At 67.6% G+C, this 26,233-nt stretch carries 25 protein-coding genes and 1 riboswitch; of the genes, 11 read left to right on the top strand and 14 right to left on the bottom strand.

All coding sequences use genetic code 11. The features are described 5' to 3' along the window. A complete protein-coding gene (locus H289_RS0128020) occupies window positions 1-1,527 on the top strand; it encodes an FAD-dependent monooxygenase (protein ID WP_029105850.1) in 1,527 nt (508 codons plus the stop codon). On the opposite strand, the gene H289_RS0128015 is transcribed toward H289_RS0128020, so the two are convergent. After that, complete coding sequence (locus H289_RS0128015; RefSeq protein ID WP_020104178.1) at window positions 1,517-1,936, bottom strand: nuclear transport factor 2 family protein; 420 nt, start codon at window positions 1,934-1,936, stop codon at window positions 1,517-1,519. The genes H289_RS0128020 and H289_RS0128015 overlap by 11 nt on opposite strands. 82 nt (window positions 1,937-2,018) lie before the next feature. Between H289_RS0128015 and H289_RS0128010 the strand changes: the two genes are divergently transcribed. Further along, complete coding sequence (locus H289_RS0128010) at window positions 2,019-2,528, top strand: winged helix-turn-helix transcriptional regulator (protein ID WP_020104177.1); 510 nt, start codon at window positions 2,019-2,021, stop codon at window positions 2,526-2,528. On the opposite strand, the gene H289_RS0128005 is transcribed toward H289_RS0128010, so the two are convergent. The 3 genes from H289_RS0128005 to H289_RS31545 are packed head-to-tail and all read right to left on the bottom strand — an operon-like array spanning window position 2,525 to window position 5,711. Continuing rightward, window positions 2,525-3,241 (bottom strand): class I SAM-dependent methyltransferase, encoded by a 717-nt coding sequence (locus H289_RS0128005; RefSeq protein WP_020104176.1) that lies wholly within the window; start codon window positions 3,239-3,241, stop codon window positions 2,525-2,527. The two genes, H289_RS0128010 and H289_RS0128005, sit on opposite strands and share 4 nt — an antisense overlap. After that, window positions 3,238-4,377, bottom strand: coding sequence for a homoserine O-acetyltransferase MetX (gene metX, locus H289_RS0128000; protein WP_020104175.1), 1,140 nt, complete (start codon window positions 4,375-4,377; stop codon window positions 3,238-3,240). Before metX ends, H289_RS0128005 begins: the two co-directional genes overlap by 4 nt. After that, window positions 4,374-5,711 (bottom strand): bifunctional o-acetylhomoserine/o-acetylserine sulfhydrylase, encoded by a 1,338-nt coding sequence (locus H289_RS31545; RefSeq protein ID WP_020104174.1) that lies wholly within the window; start codon window positions 5,709-5,711, stop codon window positions 4,374-4,376. Before H289_RS31545 ends, metX begins: the two co-directional genes overlap by 4 nt. Window positions 5,712-5,831: 120 nt before the next feature. Further along, window positions 5,832-5,952, bottom strand: a riboswitch (SAM riboswitch). Between the two features lie 260 nt (window positions 5,953-6,212). Here H289_RS31545 and H289_RS0127990 point away from each other — a divergent pair. From H289_RS0127990 to H289_RS0127980, 3 genes are all read left to right on the top strand, one after another. Continuing rightward, entirely contained in the window at window positions 6,213-8,450 is a 2,238-nt protein-coding gene (locus H289_RS0127990) for an NADP-dependent isocitrate dehydrogenase (protein WP_020104173.1), read from the top strand. Window positions 8,451-8,546: 96 nt separating this feature from the next. After that, window positions 8,547-9,350 carry an exodeoxyribonuclease III gene (locus H289_RS0127985; protein ID WP_020104172.1) on the top strand — a complete coding sequence of 268 codons (804 nt, stop codon included), beginning with the start codon at window positions 8,547-8,549 and terminating at the stop codon, window positions 9,348-9,350. A 59-nt stretch (window positions 9,351-9,409) separates the two neighbouring features. After that, window positions 9,410-12,727 (top strand): LuxR C-terminal-related transcriptional regulator, encoded by a 3,318-nt coding sequence (locus tag H289_RS0127980; RefSeq protein WP_231388143.1) that lies wholly within the window; start codon window positions 9,410-9,412, stop codon window positions 12,725-12,727. A 208-nt stretch (window positions 12,728-12,935) separates the two neighbouring features. On the opposite strand, the gene fdxA is transcribed toward H289_RS0127980, so the two are convergent. Further along, entirely contained in the window at window positions 12,936-13,277 is a 342-nt protein-coding gene (fdxA, locus tag H289_RS0127975; RefSeq protein WP_029105848.1) for a ferredoxin, read from the bottom strand. An 81-nt stretch (window positions 13,278-13,358) separates the two neighbouring features. Further along, window positions 13,359-13,991 (bottom strand): TIGR03086 family metal-binding protein, encoded by a 633-nt coding sequence (locus H289_RS31540; RefSeq protein ID WP_051128623.1) that lies wholly within the window; start codon window positions 13,989-13,991, stop codon window positions 13,359-13,361. Between the two features lie 51 nt (window positions 13,992-14,042). Here H289_RS31540 and H289_RS0127965 point away from each other — a divergent pair, with 51 nt between their 5' ends. After that, complete coding sequence (locus H289_RS0127965) at window positions 14,043-14,465, top strand: MarR family winged helix-turn-helix transcriptional regulator (protein WP_029105847.1); 423 nt, start codon at window positions 14,043-14,045, stop codon at window positions 14,463-14,465. Here H289_RS0127965 and nagA read toward each other — a convergent pair. Genes nagA through H289_RS31535 form a run of 4 tightly spaced genes read right to left on the bottom strand, consistent with a single transcriptional unit; the run spans window position 14,428 to window position 18,939 of the window. Further along, complete coding sequence (gene nagA / locus H289_RS0127960; RefSeq protein WP_020104167.1) at window positions 14,428-15,594, bottom strand: N-acetylglucosamine-6-phosphate deacetylase; 1,167 nt, start codon at window positions 15,592-15,594, stop codon at window positions 14,428-14,430. The two genes, H289_RS0127965 and nagA, sit on opposite strands and share 38 nt — an antisense overlap. Then, the gene (locus H289_RS0127955; RefSeq protein WP_051128625.1) at window positions 15,591-16,598 is read right to left on the bottom strand and encodes an SIS domain-containing protein; all 1,008 of its coding nucleotides are present in this window, start codon (window positions 16,596-16,598) and stop codon (window positions 15,591-15,593) included. Before H289_RS0127955 ends, nagA begins: the two co-directional genes overlap by 4 nt. 29 nt (window positions 16,599-16,627) lie before the next feature. Next, on the bottom strand, window positions 16,628-17,530 hold the full coding sequence (locus H289_RS0127950) for an N-acetylglucosamine kinase (protein WP_020104165.1): 903 nt from the start codon (window positions 17,528-17,530) through the stop codon (window positions 16,628-16,630). Beyond that, the gene (locus H289_RS31535) at window positions 17,530-18,939 is read right to left on the bottom strand and encodes a sugar porter family MFS transporter (RefSeq protein WP_036421723.1); all 1,410 of its coding nucleotides are present in this window, start codon (window positions 18,937-18,939) and stop codon (window positions 17,530-17,532) included. The genes H289_RS0127950 and H289_RS31535 overlap by 1 nt, the downstream gene beginning before the upstream one ends. 100 nt (window positions 18,940-19,039) lie before the next feature. On the opposite strand from H289_RS31535, the gene H289_RS0127940 reads away from it, so the two are divergent. The 3 genes from H289_RS0127940 to yhjD all read left to right on the top strand — a co-directional run bounded on the left by H289_RS0127940 (window position 19,040) and on the right by yhjD (window position 21,947). Further along, entirely contained in the window at window positions 19,040-19,756 is a 717-nt protein-coding gene (locus H289_RS0127940) for a GntR family transcriptional regulator (protein ID WP_020104163.1), read from the top strand. Window positions 19,757-19,820: 64 nt separating this feature from the next. Next, window positions 19,821-20,849 (top strand): tryptophan--tRNA ligase, encoded by a 1,029-nt coding sequence (gene trpS / locus H289_RS0127935; RefSeq protein ID WP_020104162.1) that lies wholly within the window; start codon window positions 19,821-19,823, stop codon window positions 20,847-20,849. 75 nt (window positions 20,850-20,924) lie between these two features. Continuing rightward, window positions 20,925-21,947, top strand: coding sequence for an inner membrane protein YhjD (yhjD, locus tag H289_RS0127930; protein WP_020104161.1), 1,023 nt, complete (start codon window positions 20,925-20,927; stop codon window positions 21,945-21,947). Window positions 21,948-21,951: 4 nt separating this feature from the next. On the opposite strand, the gene H289_RS0127925 is transcribed toward yhjD, so the two are convergent. Next, window positions 21,952-23,190, bottom strand: coding sequence for an oxygenase MpaB family protein (locus tag H289_RS0127925; protein ID WP_051128624.1), 1,239 nt, complete (start codon window positions 23,188-23,190; stop codon window positions 21,952-21,954). A gap of 141 nt (window positions 23,191-23,331) precedes the next feature. On the opposite strand from H289_RS0127925, the gene H289_RS0127920 reads away from it, so the two are divergent. Then, the gene (locus H289_RS0127920; protein WP_020104159.1) at window positions 23,332-23,772 is read left to right on the top strand and encodes a MarR family winged helix-turn-helix transcriptional regulator; all 441 of its coding nucleotides are present in this window, start codon (window positions 23,332-23,334) and stop codon (window positions 23,770-23,772) included. Between the two features lie 66 nt (window positions 23,773-23,838). Then, window positions 23,839-24,933, top strand: a complete 1,095-nt coding sequence (locus tag H289_RS0127915) for an NmrA family NAD(P)-binding protein (protein ID WP_020104158.1) — start codon at window positions 23,839-23,841, stop codon at window positions 24,931-24,933. A 25-nt stretch (window positions 24,934-24,958) separates the two neighbouring features. Here the strand turns inward: H289_RS0127915 and H289_RS31530 are convergent, their stop codons facing one another. From H289_RS31530 to H289_RS0127900, 3 genes are read right to left on the bottom strand one after another with little or no spacing between them, the layout of a single operon-like run. Then, a complete protein-coding gene (locus H289_RS31530) occupies window positions 24,959-25,204 on the bottom strand; it encodes a hypothetical protein (protein ID WP_020104157.1) in 246 nt (81 codons plus the stop codon). 1 nt (window position 25,205) lies between these two features. Next, window positions 25,206-25,703 carry a DoxX family membrane protein gene (locus H289_RS0127905; protein WP_020104156.1) on the bottom strand — a complete coding sequence of 166 codons (498 nt, stop codon included), beginning with the start codon at window positions 25,701-25,703 and terminating at the stop codon, window positions 25,206-25,208. Further along, a complete protein-coding gene (locus tag H289_RS0127900) occupies window positions 25,703-26,173 on the bottom strand; it encodes a DM13 domain-containing protein (RefSeq protein ID WP_029105844.1) in 471 nt (156 codons plus the stop codon). The genes H289_RS0127905 and H289_RS0127900 overlap by 1 nt, the downstream gene beginning before the upstream one ends. Window positions 26,174-26,233: the final 60 nt, after the last annotated feature.

Here is a 26,233-nt window from a genome sequence, read left to right as displayed (position 1 = left end):
ATGCCCACTGACGTCGTGATCTCCGGCGCCGGACCCAACGGCCTGATGATGGCCTGCGAACTCGCCCTCGCCGGCGTCAAACCCGTCGTGCTCGACGCGCTGCTCGGGCCCGGCGACGAGCCCAAGGCCAACGGCCTTGTCGGACAAGTGATTCGGCAGCTCGACATGCGTGGTCTCTACCAGACATTCACGGGCGATCCCGACGCGCCGCAGCCCGCTTACGGCTGGATGTTCTCCGGCCTGCCGCTGAATTTTGTTGGCATCGAGAGCAATCCGATGCGGGCGCTGCTGATGAAGCAGCCCCGATTGGTCCAGCTGCTGTACGAGCGGGCCCAGACTCTCGGGGTCGAGGTGCGGTGGGGACACGCTGTGACCGCGTTGTCGGCCGGGCCTGACGGCGTCACCGTCGACGTGGCCGCGCCCGACGGTGCCTATGTGCTGCAAGCCGATTGGCTGGTGGGTGCCGACGGTGGGCGCAGCACCGTTCGCAAGCAGTCGGGTATCGGCTTTCCCGGACACACGTCGCCGACGGTGGCCCGGCTGGCGCACGTGCGCATCGCCGACGAGTTCCGCGGCCCCGACGGCGAGCTCGACGTACCGGGATTCGGGCGGATTCCGTTCGGGCACAACCGTTATGACACCGGCATGGTCATCTTCTTCGAGGCGCACGGCGATCCGCCGATGCTGGGCACCCTCGAGTTCGGCTCACTGTCGGAGGACTCGCCGGGGGAGCTGACGTATGACGAACTGCGGCAGAGCCTGCGCCGAGTGCTCGGGGTCGACGTGCCGTTCGACCTGCCGACCGGACCCGGTCCGTTCGCCAGGCGCCGCGTCGACGGCCAGAACACCCGGCAGGCCGACGCCTACCGGTCCGGTCGCATTCTGCTGATCGGTGATGCCGCACATGTGCATTCGGCAATGGGCGGTCCCGGGCTGAACCTCGGTCTGCAGGACACCCTGAACCTGGGCTGGAAGCTGGCTGCCGTCATCAATGGCTGGGCGCCTGAGGAATTGATCGACACCTATGAGTCCGAGCGCTATCCGGTCGGCGAGCGCGTCATGATGCACTCACTGGCCCAGATCGCCCTCACTGCACCGGGACCCGAGGTGCGCGCCTTACGCACGCTTCTCGGTGAACTCTTCCAGCTGCCCGACGTCACCGCGCACATGGCCGGACTGCTGGCGGGGGCGGACGTTCGCTATGAGATGGGCGGCACTCTCCACCGCCTGACGGGGTTCATGGTGCCGGACGAGAGGTTGGACGACGGGCGCCGGCTCACCGAGCTTCTGCACAGCGGCCGGGGCGTGGTGCTCGACCTGTCCGGCGGTGCGGCGGCCGCGGTCGCCGCACCATGGGACCGCCGCGTCGACACGGTGGTCGCCGCCATGGCCGACGGGCCCGCTGCCATGCTGATCCGGCCCGACGGCTATGTCGCCTGGGCCGCAGACGCATTCGCCGCGGCGGATGCCGAGGACCTACGTGCGGCCCTGGAACGGTGGTTCGGTCCCGGCGAGATCAGCGCCTGAGCGCGCGGCGCGCGACGCCCGGGTGGGCGGCGAGCCTGGGGCCGAGCAGTAGGGCGAAGACCGTCACCGCGAGCCACGGCCGCAGGTGCGGGCGTAGCCGCCGGATCAACCCGGCATCGTCGAGTTCGAACACCAGGGCATCGGTGATGGTGAGTCCCGCGATGCGCCCGCGGCTCACCGCGACACGCGTGTGTCCGTTGCCGATGACGTTCTCCCACTCCAGGTTTCGCATCCCGGCGTAGACCGCGGTCAGTAGGACACGCAGGTCGTCCCGGCCACGGAACACCATGCGCCCGGACAGCGGGGAGATCAGCTCGGCGTCAGGGGCGAGGGCGGCGATGAACCGGTCGACCTCGCCGCTGCGGGTGGCCGCGCAGAACGTCGCGACGGAATCGGTGCTGGTCGTCATCAGAACCCCCTGAGGGTCGCTTGTTATTTGCAACCCACCTAATCAGAGTCCATTGCAGAAAGCAATGGACTAGGCTGGTGCGGTGTCCAAACAGTCCTTCGGTGACATCTCCTGCTCGATAGCGCGGACGCTCGACGTGGTGGGCCAACGATGGACGGCCCTGGTGCTGCGGGACCTGTTCGCGGGGATGGCCCGGTTCGAGGACATCCGCCGCGATCTCGGCATCGCGTCGAACGTCCTCGCCGCGCGCCTGGACGACCTGGAGCGCCACGCGATCGTCGAACGGCGGCAGTATCAGAGTGCGCCTCCGCGTTTCGAGTATGTACTCACCGACAAGGGACGCGACCTCTATCCGGTGATCGTGACGCTGCTCGCGTGGGGTGACAAGTGGACCGCCGGAGAGGACGGGCCGCCGGCGCTACTGGTCCATGACGAATGCGGCTGTGTCACAACGGCAAAGACCGTCTGCACCGAATGCGGCGGGGAACTCGGGGCGCTGTCGACGACCGCGGTCCCCGGGCCTGGAGCGCGGGTCGGCCCGGGTACCGCGGTCATCGGAACATTTCTGGCCCCCGGCGAACCGGGTGCCTAGGCCAGCGTCGCCCGCACGCAGTGCGTGACGTACGGCAATGCCAATCCGGTGCTGTTGGCCAGCGCGGGGTGCGTACTCAGCAATTCGCGCACTTCGCCCAGCACCTTGCGGCGCACGTCGGCGGGCGAGGTGATGCAGTAGCTCCGTGACGCCACGAGGTCCAGAAGTGCTTGCGGCGTCAGGTAACTCGTCCACTCGAAGCGGTGGGTCTCGATGTCGGTGAAGCCGCCGCACAGCGAGTCGGCCGACGGGTCGTGCTCGCAGCCGATGATGCGGTTCAGTTCCTTGACCCAGCCCAGCCGCTCGTCGCGGATGTTCCAGAGCAGACCCAGCCGACCGCCCGGCCGTAGCACCCGGGCCACTTCGGCCGCGGCCCGCTCCGGGTCGAACCAGTGCCAGGCCTGGGCGACCAGGACGGCGTCAACACTATTGTCGGGCAACGGGATTTCCTCGGCTGTGCCGAGCAGGGCCGGCACCGACGGCAGCGACCCGCTGAGCACCTCGAGCATCTCGGGGATGGGGTCGACGGCCGTGACCGCCAGACCGCGCTCAGCCAGTCGGACGGTCAGCTTGCCGGTACCGGCGCCGAGGTCGAGGACGTCGACGGCGCCGGTGGGCAGCAGCCAGTTGATGGACTCCGGCGGATACGACGGGCGCCCCCGCTCGTAGGCGGCGGCCTGCTCTCCGAAGGACAGTGAGCGTTCGCCCGTCACCGCGAGGCCAAATCCAGTGTCTGGCGGATCAGCAGACCCACCTTGTCGGTCTCGACCAGGAAACCGTCGTGGCCGTAGTCGGATTCGATGACCTCGAGACCCGGACAGCCCGGCAGCAATGTGGCCAGCTCTTCCTGCAGCCGAATGGGATACAGCCGGTCGGAGGTGATGCCCCCGACGATCACCGGCACCGGACAGCTGGACAAGGCCGCCGCGACCCCGCCCCGGCCGCGCCCGACGTCGTGACTGCTCAGCGCGTCCGTCAGCGCCACATAGGTGCCCGCGTCGAACCGCGCGGCCAGCTTGCGGCCCTGGTACTCCAGGTAGCTCTCGACCGCGTACAGGCCGTCGGCAGAACTCTTTTCATGGTTCTGCGCGGTGTTGCGGAACCGGTCGTCGAGTTCCTTCTCGCCGCGATAGGTCAGGTGTGCGAACCGGCGGGCGATCTGGATGCCGTCGTCCGGGGTGCGTCCCGTCAGGTAGTAGTCGCCGCCGTTCCAGTTCGGGTCGGCCTTGATGGCCGCGACCTGTGCGCACTGCGTGCCGATCTGGTCGGCGGTGGCGCGCGCGCCGACCGCCAGCACCAGTCCGGCCCGCACCGTATCGGGATGTCCCACAAGCCATTCCAGTGCCCGCGCGCCGCCCATCGAGCCGCCGACCACCGCGGCCACCTGAGTGATGCCGAGGGCGGCCAGGGCCGCCAGGTCGGCGTTCACCTGATCGCGCACGGTGATGGCGGGAAACCTTGAGCCCCAGGGCTTTCCGTCGGGAGCCAGTGAGCTCGGTCCGGTCGACCCGCGGCAGCCGCCGAGCACGTTGGTGGCGATGGCGCACCAGCGGTCGGTGTCGATCGGGGCGGCGGGACCGGCGACGCCGTCCCACCAGCCGCCCGTCGGATGGTCGGGCCCGGCCGGACCGGTGACGTGGGAGTCACCGGTCAGCGCGTGCAGCACCATCACGACGTTGTCGGCGGTGGGGGACAGCTCGCCCCAGCGCTGCACCGCGATGGACACGTCGGGCAGCACGATGCCACTCTCCAGCGTCAGCGAGCCGATGTTCACCACACCGGTCTCGCCTTCGGCAGGCAGCCTTGGCGCTGCGGATATGTCGGACACGGGCACGTCGATAATCGTCACACCAAGGCCGCCTCTCGGTCGGCACCCCCCACCGATCCGGCGGCAGCGAAGCCCTGCTCCAGGTCGGCGAGGATGTCTTCGATGCCCTCGATGCCGACGGCCAGGCGCACCAGACCCGGGGTGACGCCGGAGGCCAGCTGCTCCTCGGCGGTCAGCTGCTGGTGCGTGGTCGACGCGGGGTGGATCACCAGCGACCGGACGTCACCGATGTTCGCGACGTGGCTGTGCAGCGTCAGCGCGTTCACGAACGCCTTGCCCGCCTCGACACCACCGGTCAGTTCGAACGACAGCACCGCACCGGTGCCCTTGGGGGCCAGCTTGCGGCCCAGCTCGTACCACGGGGACGACGGCAGGCCGGCGTAGTTCACCGAGACCACGTCCGGGCGGCCCACGAGGTACTCGGCGACCTTCTGCGCGTTGGACACATGGCGTTCAACGCGCAGAGACAGCGTTTCCAATCCCTGCGCGATGAGGAACGAGTTGAACGGCGCCGCCGCCGAGCCCAGATCGCGCAGCAGCTGCACGCGCGCTTTGAGCGCGTAGGCCGGTGCGCCCAGATCGGCGAACACCACACCGTGGTAGCTCGGGTCGGGCTCGGTGAAACCGGGGAACTTGCCGTTGGTCCAGTCGAAGTTGCCACCGTCGACGATGACGCCGGCAATCGCCGAGCCGTGCCCGCCCAGGTACTTGGTGGCCGAGTGCACGACGATGTCGGCGCCGTGGGCCAGCGGCTGGATCAGGTACGGCGTAGCGACGGTGTTGTCGACGATCAGCGGAACGCCGTTGTCGTGCGCGACTCCCGAGACACCCGGGATGTCGAGGATGTCGATCTTCGGGTTGGAGATGGTCTCCGCGAAGAACGCCTTGGTGTTCGGCCGGACCGCGGCGCGCCACGAGTCCAGATCGTCGGGGTTCTCCACGAAGCTGACGTCCACGCCGAGCTTGGGCAGCGTGTAGTGCAGCAGGTTGTAGGTGCCGCCGTACAGCCGCGGCGAGGCCACGACGTGGTCGCCGGTGCCGGCGATGTTCAGGATCGCGAAGGTCGCGGCAGCCTGCCCGGACGACAGGAACAGTGCGGCCACGCCGCCCTCGAGAGCGGCGACGCGCTGCTCGACCACGTCGGTGGTCGGGTTCATGATGCGGGTGTAGATGTTGCCCGGCTCGGCCAGCCCGAACAGTGCGGCGGCGTGGTCGGTGTCGCGGAACGTGTACGACGTCGTCTGGTAGATCGGCAGCGCGCGGGCATTGGTGGCGCTATCGGGGCTCTGACCTGCGTGGATCTGCTTCGTCTCGAAGCTCCAGCGCGCGGTGGGGTCGATGGCCTCAGTGGTCATGTTAGGGGTGTCTCCTGTGAGTTTTTAGGTACGACGAATGGGTGCGCGAACTCGCACGAATCACAGACAGCGACGCATAGAAAGCCTCCACTCACCCAGTCATCCGGGTCCGTGGTGGCGGACCCGCGCTTGCCTCGCAGCCGATGTACGGCTGCTCAACCTGGTCGTCTCCCGGGGCACCCCACCGCGGATGGAGGGTTGCCGGCCAGCAAGCCGGGGCTTGACGCTGGCACTCATGACCGGACTCGAGGGTATCTCAAGAGGCTGGGCAACTGCTAGCTGGTGCCGTCCGGTGGGCGGGAGACGGCGTGTCGTCGTCGGTCCGTTTCGCGCAGCCTGTCCGTATCGACCCAGTTCTGCACGCGAGAGACCGGACCACCGGAAGTCAGCGGTGCCGGTCACGGTAACTTCGTAACCGTCGTGCGACGGGGTAGTCATGTGCAGACGCCGGACTCGACATAGATTTTCGTACGTACCGTCCGTGACGCCGGGAGAGTGACCATGAGTGGCGAGAAACCATCCATCATCTACACGTTGACCGACGAGGCGCCGCTGCTCGCGACGTACGCCTTCCTGCCGGTCGTCCGCACCTTCGCCGGCGCCGCCGGTATCGACGTCCAGACCAGTGACATCTCGGTGGCGGCCCGCATCCTCGCCGAGTTCAGCGACTACCTGACCGATGAGCAGAAGGTCCCCGACAATCTGGGCGAGCTGGGCCGGCTGACGCAGGAACCCGACACCAACATCATCAAGCTGCCCAACATCAGCGCCTCGGTGCCGCAGCTCGTCGCCGCGATCAAGGAGCTTAAGGACAAGGGCTACAACCTGCCCGACTACCCGGGCGACCCGAAGACCGACGAAGAGAAGGCGATCAAGGATCGCTACGGCAAGTGTCTCGGCAGCGCGGTGAACCCGGTTCTGCGCGAAGGCAACTCGGACCGTCGTGCCCCGAAAGCGGTCAAGGAGTACGCCCGCAAGCACCCGCACAGCATGGGCGAGTGGTCGCAGGCCTCCCGCACGCACGTCGCCACCATGAAGACCGGCGACTTCTACCACGGCGAGCAGTCCATGACGCTCGACAAGGCCCGCCGGGTGAAGATGGTCCTGAAGACCAAGACCGGCAAGACAATTGAGCTCAAGCCGGAGGTCAAGCTCGACGCCGGCGACATCATCGACTCGATGTACATGAGCAAGAAGGCGCTCATCAAGTTCTACGAGGAGCAGATGGAGGACGCCTACAAGACGGGCGTCATGTTCTCCCTGCACGTCAAGGCGACCATGATGAAGGTCAGCCACCCGATCGTGTTCGGCCACGCCGTACGCATCTTCTACAAGGACGCATTCGCCAAGCACCAGAAGCTGTTTGACGAGCTGGGCGTCAACGTCAACAACGGTCTCTCGGACCTGTACGACAAGATTTCGACGCTGCCCAAGTCGCTGCACGATGAGATCGTCGACGACCTCCACAAGTGCCACGAGCACCGTCCCGAGCTGGCCATGGTCGACTCGGCCCGCGGCATCACGAACTTCCACTCGCCGTCCGACGTCATCGTCGACGCCTCGATGCCGGCCATGATCCGGCTCGGCGGCAAGATGTACGGCGCCGACGGAAAGCTCAAGGACACCAAGGCCGTCAACCCCGAGTCGACGTTCTCCCGGATGTACCAGGAGATCATCAACTTCTGTAAGACCCACGGCCAGTTCGACCCGCGGACCATGGGCACCGTCCCGAACGTCGGCCTCATGGCGCAGAAGGCCGAGGAGTACGGCAGCCACGACAAGACCTTCGAGATTCCCGAGGACGGCATCGCCAACATCGTCGACATCGACAGCGGCGAGGTTCTGCTGACCACGGCCGTCGAAGAGGGCGACATCTGGCGCATGCCGGTCGTCAAGGACCTGCCGATCCGCGACTGGGTCAAGCTGGCCGTCACCCGCGCCCGGCTCTCCGGCATGCCCGTGGTGTTCTGGCTGGACCAGGAGCGTCCGCACGAGGCCGAGCTGCGCAAGAAGGTCGCGACCTACCTCAAGGATCACGACACCGAGGGCCTCGACATCTCCGTGATGTCGCAGGAACGCGCCATGCGGCACACCATCGAGCGGGCCATGCGCGGTCAGGACACCATCGCCGCGACCGGCAACATCCTGCGCGACTACCTCACCGACCTGTTCCCGATCCTGGAGCTGGGTACCAGCGCCAAGATGCTGTCGATCGTGCCGCTGATGGCCGGCGGTGGCCTGTACGAGACCGGTGCCGGTGGTTCGGCGCCCAAGCACGTGCAGCAGCTGGTCGAGGAGAACCACCTGCGGTGGGACTCGCTGGGTGAGTTCCTGGCCCTGGGCGCCAGCCTGGAGGATCTGGGCAACAAGACCGACGACGCCCGGGCCCTGCTGCTGGCCAAGACGCTCGACAGCGCGACCGGAAAGCTGTTGGACGAGAACAAGAGCCCGTCGCGGCGCACCGGCGAGCTGGACAACCGCGGCAGCCAGTTCTACCTGGCCATGTACTGGGCGCAGGAGCTGGCCAAGCAGACCGAGGACGCCGAGCTGGCCGCCAAGTTCGCTCCGCTGGCCAAGACGCTGGCCGAGAACGAGGAGAAGATCGTCGCGGAACTGGCTGCGGCACAAGGTAGCCCGGCCGACATCGGTGGCTACTACGCGCCGGACCCGGACAAGACCGCGGCCGTGATGCGGCCGAGCGCCACCTTCAACGCGGCGCTGGCTTCGGCTCAGGAGTAATTCCGCTCGAACGTGAGCTTGGGTGTCGATTTTCGGCACCCAGGCTCACGTTCGTCGTTTCCGGCCTGTCGTACCCCGACGTTAAGGTTCTGCTTCGTGATCGTCACCACCATCAACGTCAATGGCATCCGCGCCGCGGTCAAAGAGCGCTCGGAGGAGAACCTCGGGCTGCTGCCGTGGCTCAAGGACACCAAGTCCGACGTCATCTGCCTGCAGGAGACCCGGGCCGACGACGCGCAGCTGTCGCAGGCCCTGGCGCCGGCGTTGGACGCGGGGTGGCAGCTGGCGTCGGCCGAACCGTCCGCCAAGGGCCGCAACGGGGTAGCGGTGTTGTCGCGGGCCCCGATCACCGCGGTACGGGTGGGGCTGAGTCCGGACTGCGAGTTCGTCGCGCACGGACGGTATGTGGAGGTCGACACCGACGGCGTCACTGTTGCCAGCGTCTACGTGCCCACCGGTGAGGCCGAGACCGACAAACAGGTGGAAAAGGAGCGCTTCATGGTGGCGCTCGCCGGCCGTATGGCCGAGCTGTCCCGCAAGCGCCGCGACGTGGTGATCTGCGGCGACTGGAACATCTGCGCGACGGAGCTGGACCTGAAGGCGTGGAAGGCCAACGTCAAGAAGTCCGGGTTCCTGCCGAGTGAGCGGCAGTGGCTGGCAGAACTGATGGCCTCCGGCTGGACGGACGTGGTGCGTGAGCTGCACCCGGACGTCGCCGGGCCGTACAGCTGGTGGTCGTGGCGCGGCAAGGCGTTCGACAACGACGCCGGGTGGCGCATCGACTACCACCTGGCCAACGCCAAACTGGCGCCCAAAGCCGTTGCGGCGCGGGTGGAACGGGCCGCGGCGTATGCGCTGCGCTGGTCGGACCACGCGCCGGTGACGGTCGAGTACAGCTGACAGTTTTCTACGCGCTTGCGCTGATGTAATGCGCCCGTGGCGGCGCGATGCTGGCTAGCATGAGCCAGATTGATTCACCTGCGGATTTGCCGTTGAACTGGAGCGATCTGGCCGTGAGTGGGTTGCTGCCGACAGGAACCGTGACGTTGCTACTGGCCGACGTCGAGGGCTCCACGCGGCTGTGGGAGACCCAACCGGACGAGATGTCCGCGGCCGTGGCGCAGTTCGACCATCGGATCTCCGAGATCATCGCCTCCCATGGCGGGGTACGCCCCGTCGAACAAGGTGAGGGCGACAGCTTCGTCGCCGCGTTCTCCCGCGCCGGCGACGCGGTGGCCTGCGCGCTGGAATTGCAGCGGGAATCGGCGGCACCGATCCGGCTGCGCATCGGGGTGCACACCGGCGACATTCAGTTGCGCGACGAAGGCAACTACACCGGCCCCACCATCAACCGAACCGCACGGCTGCGCGACCTCGCGCACGGTGGTCAGACGGTGTTGTCGGGCACTACCAGTGACATGGTCGTCGACCGGCTTCCGCGGGATGCGTTCCTGATCGATCTGGGCGTGCATGCGTTGCGCGACCTGCCGCGACCCGAGCGGGTGGTGCAGCTGTGCCATCCCGATCTCCGCAACCATTTCCCGCCACTGCGAACATCCAAAGCCGTTGGTGCCCCAAATCTTCCGCCGCAGCTGACGTCTTTCATCGGGCGCGGGGCAGATATGGCCGACGTGATGCGGCTCCTCGATGAAGGACGGCTCGTGACACTCACCGGTGCCGGTGGTGCGGGCAAGACCAGGCTGGCGATCGAGGTCGCGGCGCGCATGGCGCCGGACTGTCGTGACGGCGTGTACTACGTTGACCTCGCGCCGATCACCGATCCCGACGTCGTGCCGATTGCCGCGGCCCGAGCGCTGGCTCTGCCGGACCAGCCGGGGCGCTCGACGATGGACGCGCTGCTGCGTTTCGTCGGCGACCGGAATCTGCTTGTGGTGCTGGACAACTGCGAGCACCTGCTCGACGCGTGCGCGGCGCTCGTCGTCGCCATCCTCGCGGCCGCCCCGGGGGTGACGGTGCTGGCGACCAGTCGCGAGCCTGTCGGCGTACCTGGCGAGGTGACGCGCCAGGTGCCGTCGCTGCCGTTGGACCATGAAGCGATCGAACTGTTCACCGACCGAGCTCGCCTCGCTCGCCCCGACTTCGCCGTCTCGGCCGACAACGCCGCCATGGTGACAGAGATCTGTCGTCGCCTGGATGGTTTGCCGCTGGCGATCGAGCTCGCCGCCGCCCGGGTGCGGGCATTATCGCTGACGGAAATCGTTGCCAGCCTTCATGATCGCTTCCGGCTGCTAACCGGGGGCGCGCGAACTGCGGTGCGACGTCAGCAGACTTTGCGCGCGTCGGTGGACTGGTCGCACGCACTGCTGACCGAGCCCGAACGGGTCCTGTTCCGTCGCCTGGCCGCATTTCTGGGTGGCTTCGACCTCGACGGCGCGCAGGTGGTTGCCGGCGGCGGTGAACTGCAGCGTTACCAGGTACTGGACCAGCTCACGTTACTGGTCGACAAGTCGCTCGTGGTCGCCGAGGACAGTGACGGGCGGTCGCGCTACCGACTGTTGGAGACAGTGCGCCAGTACGCCCTGGAGAAGTTGGGTGAGTCCGGCGAGGCCGATGCGGTTCGTGCCCGGCATCGCGACCATTACGCGGCGATGGCGACTCGGCTTGACGCCATGGGGCGCAACGGCAACGCATCGCTTCTTGCGCAGGTGGACACTGAGATCGACAACCTACGAGCGGCTTTTTCGTGGAGTCGCGAACAATCCGACATCGAAGCGGCACTGGCCCTGGCGTCGGCACTGCAGCGACTTTGGTTCGGCCGTGGCCGGCTCCGGGAGGGGATGTCGTGGTTTGACGCCCTCCTCGTCGACGCCGCGAGCGACGACATCGATGTTGCGGCAGCAGTCCGGGCACGCGCGCTCGCCGACAAGGCGCTGATCGATACGTGGATGGGCGAGTGGGGCGTACCGCACAGCGTCGAGCGAGCCCGAGAATCTTTGGTTCTGGCCCGGACCGCGGGTGACGAGGCGGTGCTGGCCCGCGCCCTCACGGTCTGTGCATATGCCAGCGGCTTCATCTCCGAGGACGGTCAGCCGTACTACGCAGAGGCGATCGAACTGGTGCGCGCGCTGGGCGACGAGTGGACCCTGAGCCACATCCTCACCTGGCAGGGGCTCGGTGGGTTCGTCGCAGGGGATCCGGAGGCGATCCGCGAAGTGGCCGAAGAAGGGTGCGAGGTCGCCGATGCGGTCGGAAATCCTTTCGCTGCCCGCATGTGCCGGTTCTACCTCGGCTGGGTACAGCTGTGGCACGGCAATCTGGCAGAGGCGATCGCGCAGTTCGGCCGAGTGGTTGCGGAATCCGACGCCGCCTCAGATGTGGTGGTGAAGGCGATTGCGCTGGAATGCCGAGTGCAGGCGCTGGCCTATCACGGCGATGTCCACGAGGCCCTCGCCGTGGGCCGGGAGACCCTTGACGTCGCGGAGGAGGCGGGCGGGATTTACCCCGGCGTGGCCCGCTGCGCGTTCGCCTATGCCGCACTTGCTGCGGGCGACGTGGCTGCGGCAGTTGCGGCCAGCGAGGCCGGCTGGCCGGCGGTCAGCACCCAGCCAGACGTCGCAGCGACATTCATCGTCACGAGGGCCCAGGCACGCCTCGCGGAAGGTGACTTGACCGCGGCCCTTCGGCTGGCTGACGACGCCGTCGCGTCGACGAACGGGTGGCACAAGATGGTGGCATTGACGGTGCGCGCTCGAGTTGCCTTTGCACAGCGGAAATTCGGCCAGGCCGAGCGCGACGCCCACGCCGCGTTGGCTTGTGGCGTCGAGGTGCGGGTCTCCATGGGTATTTCTGACGTGTTCGACTGCCTGGCGATGTTGGCCGCCGAATCCGGCAGTCATCGAGAAGCGGTGCGGCTCTTGGGTGCAGCGGCAGCCATGCGGCACCGTACCGGCGAGGTCCCCTTTCAGATCTACCAGGCCGACTACGATGCCGTCATCCTCGCCCTGCGTAATGCGCTGGGCGACAGTGATTTCGATGTGGCATGGGCCGATGGTGCCGCGCTGCCTGCGGACGAGGCCACTGCGTATGCGCAGCGCGGGCGCGGCGAACGCAAGCGCCCGGCACACGGCTGGGCTTCGCTGACCCCGACCGAGTTGGACGTCGTGCGGCTCGTCAACGAGGGACTTTCCAACAAGGACATCGGGGCACGGCTTTTCGTCTCACCGCGTACCGTGCAGACGCACCTGACGCACGTCTACAACAAACTGGGTCTGACGTCGCGGGTGCAACTGGCTCAAGAATTGGCTCGTCGCGCCTGAGGCGTCCGCAGGGCCAGTCCGCGCCCGGAGCCGTCAGCTTCGGCTGACATTGTCATCACGCGCTGAAGATGTCAGCGCAAACTGACGGGTTCGGATCGAACACGTCCCAGAAAGACACGACACGCCGACCGCGGCGCAACCGTAGACACGCCGCCGCCCAGGCGTGCCAGTGCCGGTCGCGGCCGCGATATCGACGATGGTCTGGGCTTCAGCTCCGAAGGGGTAGAGCCGACACCAGCGGGGTGTCCACTCCGATGCGACCGATCGCACTGGCGCCGCCGGGCGAGCCCAGGGGCGCGTCGCGTCCGGGGAGTACCTCATCGAAGAATGCGGCATTGTCGGCGAGGTACGCGAGCTGGTCTTCGGGCAGATCGGCGTCGTAGTAGATGGCATCGACTCGGCAAATCAGCTTGCAGGCACCGCAATCCACACATTCCTGCGGGTTGATGTAGAGCGCCCGGTCGCCTTGGTAGATGCAGTCGGCCGGGCACTCCTGCACGCACGACATGTCCGTGACGTCAACGCATTCTCGTCCGATTACGTAAGTCATACAACGGACGGTATCGATGACGGAGCGCTTGACCTCAGTGGCCGAAAGTTACTGATAACAGGGCCGGAAGTCCCCAATCTGTTACTGGATGGGATGGTGCGACTCGTGGTCGAACGCATCGCGCCACTGCGGGTCGCGCCCGAGATGACGCAGCAGCCGGTCGAAATCCGTTGCGCTGTCACCCGCTTGGGCCGGACCGAACGGCGCATTCGGCATGCTGCGGAAGTCCCCGTCGGGCACGGCAAAGGCCAAGGGGAGGGCAGCGGCGACGACGTCGTCGGGCAGCCTGAACCGGATGCCCAGACTGGCGGCGACGTCCCAGCCATGCACGACGTAGTCGATCAGGTGGAAGCCGATCGCCATCTCGGCCGGCACCGTTGTGCCGAGTTCCGGTAGGGCGAACTGACTCTCGGGGTCCGCGGCGGCGAACGCAGCCAGCACATCGCGGGCGGCCACGGCGTAGTCGCCTATCGGGTCGTCCGTGTCGCGAACGGAAGCCGGATCCCACAGTGCGAGGTCCTGGCCGCCGCCACGCGCGGCGGCGGCGAACCCGCGGTGCTGGACCGTCATGTGAGCGAGGAGTTCGGCCACATCCCAAGCGGCACAGGGAGTTGGGCGCCGCAGGTCGGCAAGACCAACGGTGTTGACGACGTCGACGGAGGCAAGGATGGCGTGGCGGTGGGCATCGAGAAGATCGGTGGAAACTGTAGGCATGAGCTGATCGTAAGCATATGCGTACGATATGGCAATGCCTACGATGACCGGATGCCGGCCAAGCGCCCTGACCTCGCTGCGATGCTCGCGCCGCTGCTGCGCGAGTTGATGGCTGCCGAGCAGCCCATTCTCGACAAGCACGGCGTGAGCATGTGGGGCTACGTCGTGCTGCTGGCGCTCGATGAGACGCCGATGCGGTCGCAGGCTGTGCTGGCGCAGGCGATCGGCGCCGACAAGACCCGCATCATCCGCACGCTCGACGACCTGCAGGACCGCGGCTACATCGAGCGCACACCCGACCCCGACGACCGGCGGGTCCGGCTGCTGTCGATAACCGCAGCCGGGCGTCGCCTCAAAGATGCGGTGCAGGCCGACATTCAGCGCGGTGAGGAGCACTGGCTCGGCGAGCTGAGCGCCGAGGAGCGACGGGTCTTCCTCAAGGTGTTGCAACGCCTGGCGCCGACGCCAGACTGACCACCAACTCGCCGTCGGCCATGACGGCGACGACGTCCAGGTCCGGGCCGAGCACGACGAGATCGGCGGCCAGGCCCGGGGCAAGGCTGCCGACCCGCGACAGCCCCACCGCGCGCGCGGGTGTCGTCGCGGTCATCGCGGCGGCGGCCAACAACTGCGCATCGGAGGCCGAATTGGGCACGGCCGCGCGAAAAACACGGTCCATGGTCGCGGTACTTCCCGCGATCGTCGACTGGCCCCGCACCCGCGCGATCGCGTCCCGGACCTCGACATCGAGCGCACCGAGCCGGAAGGATCCGTCCGGAAGGCCGGCGGCGGCCATGGCGTCGGTGATCAGCGCGACGCGGTCGGGGCCGGCGGACTCGACGACATGACGCAGCAGCGCGTCATGGACGTGGACGCCGTCGGCGATCAGCTCCACCGTGGCCCGCGGGTCTTCGAGCAGGGCCATCGCGGGTCCGGGGTCCCGATGGTGCAGTGGTCGCATGGCGTTGAACACGTGCGTCCCGACGGTGGCGCCCGCCTCGAGGGCGGCCCGGGTCTGGTCGTAGCTGCCATCGGTATGGCCAACGGCGACAACGACTCCCGCGGCAACGAGATGCCGGATGGCGGAGATGCCGCTGGGCAGTTCGGGCGCCACGGTGACCATCCGGATGGTGCCGTCGGCGGCGTCGAGCAGTGCGTCGATCTCGACGGGATCGGGGTCCCGCAGCCGGCCGGCATCGTGCGCGCCGCAGCGGGCCGCACTGAGCCACGGCCCTTCGAGGTGGATGCCGGCGATCACCCCGGCCCGCGCTGCGGCGGTGAGCGCACGGACCTGGGTGAGCAGCTCGGCCGGGCCCGCGGTGACGAGGCTGGCGAGCGTCGTCGTGGTGCCGTGGCGACGGTGGAATGCTGCCGCGCGGGCGATTTCGTCCGCCGATGGCTCGGTGTACGACGCGCCGCCGCCCCCGTGCACGTGGATGTCGACGAACCCCGGCACCACGATCGCATCGGCGTAGCCGTGGTCCGGAGCCCTGGGTGGGGCGCCGGCGCCGACGTCGATGATCCGGCCCGCGGACGTCTCGACCCAGCCGGGCCGGTGCACTCCGCAGGGCGTCACGACCGCGCCCGCGGCGACCAGCGTCATAGCGTCTCCGTGACCTTCCGCAGCCCGCGTGGTTGGTCGGGGTCGCCGCCGCGGGCGAGTGCCAGGTGCAGCGCAAGCTGTTGCAGCGGAAGGATTTCCAGCAGCGGGGAGAGCTCGTCGCTGACTCCGCTGGGCAGCGCGATGCCGCCGGCCAGGCCGGAAAGGGCCGCGGGAGCGCCGACCCCGAACACGTCGGCGTGGCGCTCGGCGAGCCGTTCCAGCACCGGCGCCATGGCCTGTCCGCCGGCACCTTCGGGCACCACCGCGAGCACGGGTACCTGGGGGTCGACGGTGGCGAGGGGGCCGTGCAGCAGATCGGCGCCCGAAAACGCCTGTGCGGAAAGGTACGACGTCTCCATCAGCTTGAGGGCGGCCTCGCGCGCGGTGGGGTAGGAGTAGCCGCGGGCGGTGGCGATGAGTCGTTGCGCGAACCGGTAGCGCTGCGCGACCTCGCGAACCTGTTCCCCGAAGGACAGCACCTGCTCGCCGAGGTCGGGCAGCGCGTCGACGCCGTCGCCGTCCTGGCCGAGCAGCAGTTGCAGGGCGAGCAATTCGGCGGTGTAGGACTTGGTCGCGGCCACCGACTTCTCGGCACCGGCCAGCACGTCGATGTGGATCTCCGCCGCCGCAGCCAGATCCGAGGCGGCGTTGTTGGTGACGGCCACCGTCAGCGCACCTTGCGCGCGGGCCACTTCCACCGAGCGCACCAGGTCCGGCGAACCCCCGGACTGGCTCACCGCGACATACAGCACGTCGCGCAGGTCGGGCTGGGCGCCGTAGACGGTCATGGTCGACGGGGACACCAGACCGGCGGGCAGCCCGTGGTTGATCTCCACGAGGTACTTGGCGTACAGCGCCGCGTGGTCGCTGGTGCCGCGCGCGACGAACAGGACGAATCGTGGTGCGGCGGCGGCGATCTGCGCGGCGGCGGCGCGGATGGGATCGCGGTCCTCATCGAGCAGCCGGCGCCAGACCTGCGGCTGTTCGGCGATTTCGGCGGCCATCAGATGGCCGGGGGACGTGTGATCGGGGCTCACTTCTTCTCCTTGTCTGGGTCACAATGCGGTAGTAGTCGTTGGGCGAGTTCGACGGCGCCGCGGACCGGGTCGACGGCCAGCACCCGCACATCGGTGAACTGCCGCTCGATCAGGCGCTGCCGCACCACTTTCTGTAGGGCCGGCTGGTGGACCGCCAGGCCACCGGCAAGCACCACCGGCCCGGTGAAATCCAGCCGGGTGCCGACGGACACCGCCAGCTGGGCCAGGGCGGTGCCGGCTTCGTCGACGATCTGACGGCTCACTCGGTCACCGTCACTGGCCAGTTCGAACACGACGCGGGCCCGGCCGGCCCAGTACCGCCGGTCGGGCTGGTCGTAGAAGTGATCGAGCAGTTGGCCGGGGAACTGCAGCCCGCAGTCGGCCGCGAGCTGCTGGCCCAGCCGGTCGGCCGGCGCGCCGCGATCGATCCGGGCGATGCTGCGCCGCACCGCTTCCCGCGCCACCCAGTAGCCGCTGCCCTCGTCGCCGAGCAGGTATCCCCACCCGCCGGTGCGGCTCTGCTGTCCACCGCGCCGACCGAAGGCCACCGATCCGGTGCCGGAGATGACGGCGATGCCGTCGCGCACGCCGGCGGCGGCCAGGATGAGTTGGCTGTCGTGCACCACCCGGACCCGCGCACACGGCAGCCGCTGTGCGAGCAGGTCGCGCAGCCGAGCTTCGCCGGCCGGGGTCTCGACACCGGCCGCGCCCGCGCAGACCGCTTGAATTCCCTTGGCGCCCAACCGGTGCAGGATGACGTCCAGCTGGCGTCCGGCTTCTTCGACGCCGACCGACGAGATGTTCGCGCTGCCGGCGAGGGCTTCGGCGACGACGGTGCCGTTCTCGACCCGAACCGCCTGGGTCTTGGAGCCGCCGATGTCCAATCCGATGACGGTCATCAGGCGGCCTGCGCGTCAGCTTGCTCGATGTCGGTGCCCGACGGCCAGGTGCCGTCGTTCTCCCAGAAGTGCCGGATCTCTTCGAGCTGGCGGCCCTTGGTCTCCGGGGCGAAGCGATACACGAAGACGAAGGCGAGCGCGGCCAGGCCGCCGAACACGATGAATGTGCCGGAGCCGCCGAGGGTTTGGAGCATGGTGAGGAAGAAGCCGGCGACGATCGCGTTGCCCACGAGGTCGGAGGTCAGCATCGCACTGGAGCCCATCGAGCGCAGTTGGGACGGGAAGCTCTCTCCAGCGTAGACCCAGACAAGGGCACCGAACCCGAACGTGAAGCCGACAGTGAACAGCAGTACGCCGATGAAGCCCAGCGTGGTCAGCGCCCCGCCGAAGTTCGATCCGGCCAGGAACACCCCGACGAGCAGTGCGTTGGCGGCGATCATCATGCCGATACCGCCCAGCAGGATCGGCCGCCGGCCGAGCCGGTCCACGAGCACCAGCGAGATGAAGACCGCGATGAGGGCGGCCACCTGCACCAGGGCGGGCAGGACCAGCAGGGCGAAGTTGCCGTGGAAACCCATGGCCTCGAACAGTTTCGGGCTGTAGTAGACGATGGCGTTGATGCCGGTGATCTGGATGAAGAAGCCGAGGACGACGACGAACACCGTCGCCCGCAGGTAGGGCGGACGCAGCATCTCGCGGAACGTGCCGCCGCGTTCTTCGTGCAGGGCACGGCCGATCTCTTGGATTTCGGCATCGATGTCGGCGTCGGGATCGACCATCGCCAGCGTGCGGCGCGCTTCGGCGACCCGGCCCTTGAGCATGTACCACCGGGCGGTGTCGGGCATACGCATCAGGACGACGGCGACCACGAGGGCGGGCACGGCGGCCAGACCCAGCATCCACCGCCAGCTCCCGGAGCCGGCCAACGCGTAGGCGGCCAGGTAGCCGATGATGATGCCGATGACGGTGGCCACCTGATAGGCCACCAGCAGTGACCCGCGGATGCTTGCGGGTGCCGATTCGGCGACGAACACCGGGACGACGACCACCGAGACGCCGATGGTCAGGCCCAGTAGCAGGCGGGCTGTCATCAGCATCGGCACCGAGACCGACATTGCGCACATCAACGCGAACGCGGCGTAGGTGGTGGCGACCAGGACCATCGACTTCTTGCGGCCGATCTTGTTGGCGAGCCAGCCGCCGACGATGGCGCCCGCGATCTCGCCGATCACCACCATGGTGGTGATCCACTGCACGCCCGCGGTGTCGAGATCGAACTCCTTGGGGATGAACAGCATCGCGCCGGCGATGTTGGACAGGTCGTAGCCGTAGATGACGCCGACGCTCGCCGCGGCGACTCCCACGAGTAGGCCCAGTCTCGATGTTCTCGGTGTTTTGGTGGTGCCCACGCGCGGAGTCCTCTCGCTGGAGTGGAAATTGGTCTATACCAATTTGGTAGGTGCTAGATTGGCATATACCAATAAGGCCGTCAAGAGGTGAATCGATCTGATGTCTGAAGCAGCCGCCCCGACCGCCGCCGCGCCGCGGTACTTCCAGGTCAAGCTCGCCCTCGCGGATCTCATCGCCGGACTCGACCGGGGCATGTCGCTGCCACCGGAACGGCAACTGGCCGAACAGCTCGGTACCTCCCGCACCACGCTGCGCAAGGCGCTGGCCGAACTGGCCGGCGAGGGTGTGCTGCGCCGCACGCAGGGCAGCGGAAATTACGTCGCGCCGCCCAAGGTCGTCCACGTTCGGCAGCTGTCGTCACTCACTGACGACCTGAAAGCCGAAGGGATGCAGGCGTCTTCACAGATTCTGGGGCTGGAGCAGATGCGAGCGGACAAGACCGTCGCCGAACATCTCGAGATCGAACCGGGGGAGCGGATTCGGCTCCTCACCCGGTTGCGCCTCGTCGACGGTGAACCGCTGGCGCTCGAGGAGGCGCACCTGCCCGGCGCGCTGCCGCGGCTGGAGGCGAGGCTCGCGGAGAAAGGGTCGCTGTACGCGGCCCTGCGCGACTGCTACGGCCGCGGCGTGCACTCGGTGGAGGACACCGTCGAGACCGCCATGGCGACCCCGGACCAGGCCGAACTGCTGCAGATCGCGACCGGGCAACCCTTACTGCTGGTCCACCGGACCAGCCGCGACACGTCGGGACAGGTCGTCGAATGGACCCGCTCGGTGTACCGCGGCGACCGGTTCCGCTTCGTCGCGCGGGCGTGAACCGCCGGTCCCGAACCGGCCCCGGACAAAACCGGATGACAGCAGTGCGAAAATCGAAGCCATCATGAGCAACAGCGGTGCAGGCGCGGACAAGCGCGTCGTCTTTTCCGGGGCACAGCCCACCTCCGACTCGCTTCACCTGGGCAATGCCCTGGGCGCGGTGCAGAACTGGGCCCACCTGCAGGACGGCTACGACGCGTTCTTCTGCGTCGTCGACCTGCACGCCATCACCGTCCCGCAGGACCCCGAGACGCTGCGCCGCCGCACGCTGGTGACCGCCGCGCAGTACCTCGCCCTCGGTATCGATCCGGCCCGCAGCACGGTGTTCGTGCAGAGCCACGTCGCCGAGCACACCCAGTTGGCATGGTTGCTGGGCTGCTTCACCGGCTTCGGTCAGGCCTCGCGGATGACGCAGTTCAAGGACAAGTCGCAGAAGCAGGGCGCCGACGCCACCACGATCGGCCTGTTCACCTATCCGGTGCTCATGGCCGCCGACATCCTGCTGTACGACACCGACCTGGTGCCCGTCGGTGAGGATCAGCGGCAGCACCTGGAACTGGCCCGCGACCTCGCGCAGCGGTTCAACGCGCGGTTCCCCGACACCTTCGTGGTGCCCGAGGCCATGATCCCCAAGGCCACCGCCAAGATCTACGACCTGCAGGATCCGACCGCCAAGATGAGCAAGTCGGCCGCGACCGACGCCGGGCTGATCAACCTGCTCGACGATCCGGCCAAGAGCGCCAAGAAGATTCGCTCGGCGGTCACTGACAGCGAGCGCGAAATCCGGTTCGACACGGAGGCCAAGCCCGGCATCTCCAACCTGCTGACCATCCAGTCCGCGGTCACCGGAACCGCCATCGACGCGCTGGTGGCCGGCTACGAGGGGCGCGGTTACGGCGACCTGAAGAAGGAGACCTCCGAGGCCGTCGTCGAGTACGTCACCCCGATCAAGAACCGGGTCGACGAGCTGCTGGCTGACCCCGCTGAGCTGGAATCGGTGCTGGCCGCCGGTGCCGAGCGCGCCGAGCAGGTGGCGTCCAAGACGCTGCAGCGCGTCAACGACCGACTGGGCTTCCTGCCGCGTCTGCGCTGACATTGCGGACGCCGCGCCGGGACACCCGGGGCGGCGCACACTAGGCTTTTCGGCAGACAAGGGGGTTTGCCGAAAATGACCGACTCGGACCAGCCGGGCCTACTCGACCGACTGCGTCAGCGGCATCCGTGGCTGGATCGGATCATGCGGGCCCAGGACCGCTACCAGCAGTGCAACGGTGACTTCTATGCCGCCGGCATCACCTACTTCACGGTATTCGCGCTGTTCCCGCTGCTCATGGTCGGTTTTGCGGTGGGTGGCTTCGTGCTGGCGTCCCGGCCGGAGCTGCTGGCCGAGCTCGAGGTGCACATCCGGTCCGCGGTCGCGGGCGACTTCGGTAACCAGCTGGTCGGACTGATGGACTCGGCCGTGAAATCGCGCACCTCGGTCGGCGTGATCGGCCTGGCGACCGCGGCGTGGGCCGGCCTGGGCTGGATGGCGAATCTGCGCAAGGCCCTCACCGAGATGTGGGAGCAGCAGAGCGAACCAGATGGCTGGCTGGGTACCAAGCTGTCCGATCTGCTGGCGCTGGTCTCGGCGTTCCTGGCCATCGTCGTCACCATCGGCCTGACCGCCCTCGGCGACACCGGATTGATGACGACGGTCCTGCACTGGTTCGGCGTCGGGCACGTGCCGGGCCTCGGCGTGCTGCTGCGGGTGGCGTCGTTGACGGTGTCGTTCCTCGTGGCGTGGCTGATGTTCACCTGGATCATCGCCCGGCTGCCGCGCGAGAAGGTCAGCCTGCGCAGCTCGGCCCGTGCGGCCCTGATCGCCGCGGTGGGCTTCGAGCTGTTCAAGCAGGTCGCATCGATCTACCTGCGGACCGTCATGCACGGTCCGGCCGGTGCGACGTTCGGTCCCGTGCTGGGCCTGATGGTGTTCGCCTACGTCACCGCGCGGCTGATCCTGTTCTCCACGGCGTGGGCGGCCACGGCCGCGGACACCATGGCGCTGGCGCCGGTGGCGCCGCCCGGACCGGCGGCGATCGTCACCCGTTACCGCGAGCGCGAGGGCGTCGACGCGAACAGTGCGGCGATCGGTGCGGCCGTGGGTCTGCTTGGCGGACTGGGTCTTTCGCGGCTCACCCGCCGCCGCTAGGAACTCAGCGTCGCAACGGGTTGGTGGCGATGTACTGCTCGGGCTTGTGTTCTGAGGCCCAGCGTTGCCAGCGCTCCCAGGCCTGCACCGAGCGTCGTTGCCAGGCCGCGTCGACGGCTGGGCTGACCCGGCGGGCGGCCTCCAGCACGGTGACGAAGGGCGCGCGGGCCAGTAGCAGCGTCAACCCCAGCCATGGCGACGGCAACCGGTACTGCTTGCGATTCCAGGGCAGCATGAACAGTCGGGTGTAGCCGGACTGGATGTGCAGATGTAGTTTGGCGCGCCACCGCTGCAGCCCGGTCTGGTCCTCGCGGGGCGCGAAAGACGGGACGAACGACTCCACCAATTCGGTACCGGCCGCGCCGGAGTCATGCGACCTGGTGGCGTCGAACAGATACAGCATCCGAACCCCGTCGGCGACGGTTTTGGGGAACACCTCGGACTGCACCCCGACCAGATGGCCGAGGTAGCGGTTGAAATGCATGGCCGCGCGGATTTCCTGCGGCGACGTGAGGTAGCCCAGTGAGTACAGACCCAGTGCGGGGCCGACGCTGCCGCCGAGCAGGGTGAGCATCATCTCGGCCTGGCTGATCGGCAGCCCCCAGCGGGCGCTGTCCCATTCCGCGTTTTCCGCCACCCGCAGGCGGACGCTGACGTGCATCACCCGGACCTGCATCGAGATGCGTCGGCCCAGCGAGCCCGGAGTCAGGGCCGCACCGGGGCGGCATACCTCGATCCACCATCGGGTGGTCTCCAGGTAGCGGTTCAGCGCCGACGCGCCCGCGTATCCGCCCGAGAGCGAGAGCGGCACGGCCAGCGAGCCTTCGGTGTACGTGTCGAGGGTGCCCGCATTGCCGATGGCGCCCAGGGTGTAGCCCCAGCGGCGCCATACCGCGGCGCCCTGCTCGATCAGTTCCGGGTCCACCCAGTCGGGGATCACCTCGAATTCGGCGAACAGCTGCCGCATGGAATCCGGGGCCTCCGGCACCTGATCGATGCCGAGGTCGAGTGCCTTGTTCAGGAGCGCGCGGGACTGCTGCGGCCCGAGATCGCCGAGGAAGGTCTCGTCGACGAACCGCTCGGCAACCGGGTCGCCGGTGGTGAGCAGGCGTGCGTAACCATCGACGATCTCGTCGCGGGGGAACAGGTCGAAACGGGTGATTCGTTTGACCGCCTTGCGGATTCGGGCGTGCGGCCCGGCCTCGCGTGCCTCCGGCCACCGGAATGCTGACGGTGCAGGCACGGTCCTCCTGTCGATACCTGTCGGTGCGTCCAGTGAACGTAGCACCCGGTTGACGCCTGTCAAGTTTGCGGTGACCGTTTCGGTCGCCCGGTTCGGCGGCCGTTCGTTGCTCACCAATGGTGTATATGCAACAATGGCGACATGGTCCACTCTGTCGTCGATGAGGTCGCCAGTAATTGCCTGGCGGTTCGCGTCCGGCTGCTCGGCCGGGCGGTGACGAGCCTGTACGACCGTGCCCTCGAAGAGCATGGCGTCAGCATCGCCCAGATCAATCTCATGGCGTCGCTGGGGAAGATGGGCCCCTGCTCGCCGGCCCGGATCGGCGAGGTGCTGCAGCTGGAGCGGTCGACCGTCAGCCGCAACCTGGGTCTGTTGATGAAACACGGTTGGGTGGACGCGGTCTCCGCGAACGCCAAAGGGGTGCGTGAGGTCGCGCTGACCGCAGCGGGCCGGCAGAAGATCGAGACCGTGATGCCGGCGTGGCGACAGGCGCAACAGGAGGCCGCCGAACTCCTGGGGTCCGGCGGCGTCGAGGCGGTCCGGACGCTCGCGACCAACGTCGTGCGGTCGGTCGGCGAGTAAAAAATCGTTGGGGTCGGCTTCCGTCGATGCCCAAATGTTGTATATACACCAAATAGAGGAGCTGTCATGTCACATCCCACGTCGAAGATCTTCATGATCGGCGCGACCGGGGCCCAGGGCATCCCGGTCGTCCGCGACCTCGTCGCGGACGGGAAGTATGCCGTCCGGTTTCTCACTCGCGATGCCACGAGTGCACGCGCCAAATCGCTGCTCGAACTGCCGAACGTCTCAGCACTCGAAGGCACGTTCACCGACGAAGCGCTACTGCGAGAGGGCCTTCGCGGGTGCGACGGCGCGTTCGTCAACATCGACGGATTCAACACCGGTGAGAAGACCGAGATGTATTGGGCCATGCGCGCTTACGAGATCGCCCTCGAAGAGGGCATCAGATTCTTCGTGTACGGCAACCTCGACTACGGGCTGAAGAAGGCCGGCTACGACTCCAAGTACCGCGTCGGGCACTACGACGGCAAGGGGCGCATCGCCGAATGGATCCTGCTGCAAAATCAGGCGAATTCGGCTCGGATGGGCGCGGCGATCTTCACGACGGGTCCGTACATCGAGATGACGATCTCGCCCCTGACCCCCATGGCGCCCAGTGTGGAGGACGGCGTCGTCACCTGGCGCGTGCCACTCGGCGACGGCGCGGTGCCCCATGTCTCGCTCGAGGATTGCGGCTACTACGTCCGCTGGCTCTTCGACAACACCGACCGCTCCAATGGCATGGACCTCGAGGTCGCCGTGGACCACATCTCGTATCACGAGCTTGCGCGGGCGTTCGAAGCAGTTACCGGGCATCCCGCGCAATACGTCGACACCGACATTGACGGCTACTGGCGGCAGGGTTCGCTCCGCCACGCTGCCGCGAGCCCGACCGGATACAACGCCGACCCGAATGACCCGAGCACCATGACAATTCGCGACAACTTCACCGGCTTCTGGCACCTGTGGAAAGACGGCATCATCAAGCGCGACTACGCATTGCTGGACGAAATCCACCCGAATCGGATTCGGTCTGCCGAGCAGTGGTTCCGGCGCGAGGACGAGCTCGGCAGAGCGGCCGGGAAGGGCGGGCTATGGGAGCGCGTCCAGCCGGAGAACTGGACACGGGACTCGGCCGTTTTGAAGAGCCTCCAAGACCTGCGTAGCGGAAAGCTCTGATCCCGGTCAGGGCGCGCCGCGGTACTCAGCAGCCGTCAGGGCACACGATGTCGACGAGAGCCGACGGGGTGCCGCCCTCCAGCGTGCGCACGCCGCCGACCGTGCAGGCCGTCAGCGGTGCCGTGGGTGTCTGGTTGAGCTGCACCAGATATCCCGCGGCCCGCAGGTCGTTGATGGCCCCTTCGGCGGACGCCGCCGATGCCGCCGGCGCCTGAAACATCACGATGGCAGCCAGCGCCGCCATTCCCGATCCGACGAGTACTGCTTTCATGTCAGCCCTCTTCCTGGTGGGTCGATCGCCGGCGCACCAGCGTCATGATCGACCAGCGGTTCGAATATCCTTGTCCGACAAGAACGCCCACGCTCAGCAGCGCCATGATCGGATATTGGGCGATGAGTTGATCCGAGCTCCAGTAGACGGCGAGCAATCCCGCGGATACGACCGCGGACAGCGTGCTGAACACGCCGAGGATCAGAACCAGACCCAGCGTCACTTCGGTCAGCGGGGTCATGATGCCGGCCAGGTCGGCCGTCGGCCGCAGCAGGTGCTCGGCGACGAAGCGAAAGTATTCCGGCACACGCGAATTCGCCGACGCGCCGTCGACGACCAGCAGGATGTCCGCGCTGCCGAAATGCGCCCGCAGCTTCACGTAGCCCTCGTGCAGCCACAGCAGTCCCAGCCCGACCCGGACCGCGCCGAAGAGTATCGACGCGGCCAGGTCGGCGCGGTCGCGCGTGGTCAGTGCGCGGGTGGTCATCAGATCGGACATCACATGAGTGAGGCAGCGCCGAAGACTGCCTTCGCCTTGTCGCAGTGGATGACGACGGTGGTGTAGCCCATGGTGTCGATGCCGGACAGCGGGAACGACTGCGTTGCCTGGTCGAACTTGATGGCGGCGATCTCCTTGCCCGCCGCGACATCGGCCTCGGTGGACCCCTTCGTGAGGTACACGTGCAGGTCCGGGCCCTCGTCGGACGAGAATTCGGCGAACTCCAGATTCGTGCCGGTCACGGTCGCGGTGCCGGCCACGTGCTTGCCGTTCAGCCCGGTGAAGTGACCCGTGCGCGCGGCGGAGCTCGCGGGTGCCATCGCAGAGGTCATGGCGGAGGTCATGGCGGAGGTCATGGCGGAACTGGAGGGGCTGGACGAACCGGCCGACTTCATCTCGTTCGCCCCGCAGGCGGTGAGCGTCAGTGCGAACACCGCAGCGGCTGTCGCTGCGATCGGCTTGATGACCATGTGGAACTCCTTCGAGCGTCGCGGGATGCCGATCACCCCGTCGCCGATGAAGTTAGGGAG

The organism is Mycobacterium sp. 360MFTsu5.1, from assembly GCF_000383495.1.
Classification (GTDB): Bacteria; Actinomycetota; Actinomycetes; order Mycobacteriales; family Mycobacteriaceae; genus Mycobacterium; species Mycobacterium mucogenicum_B.
This window is presented reverse-complemented; position numbering and strand designations above follow the sequence as displayed.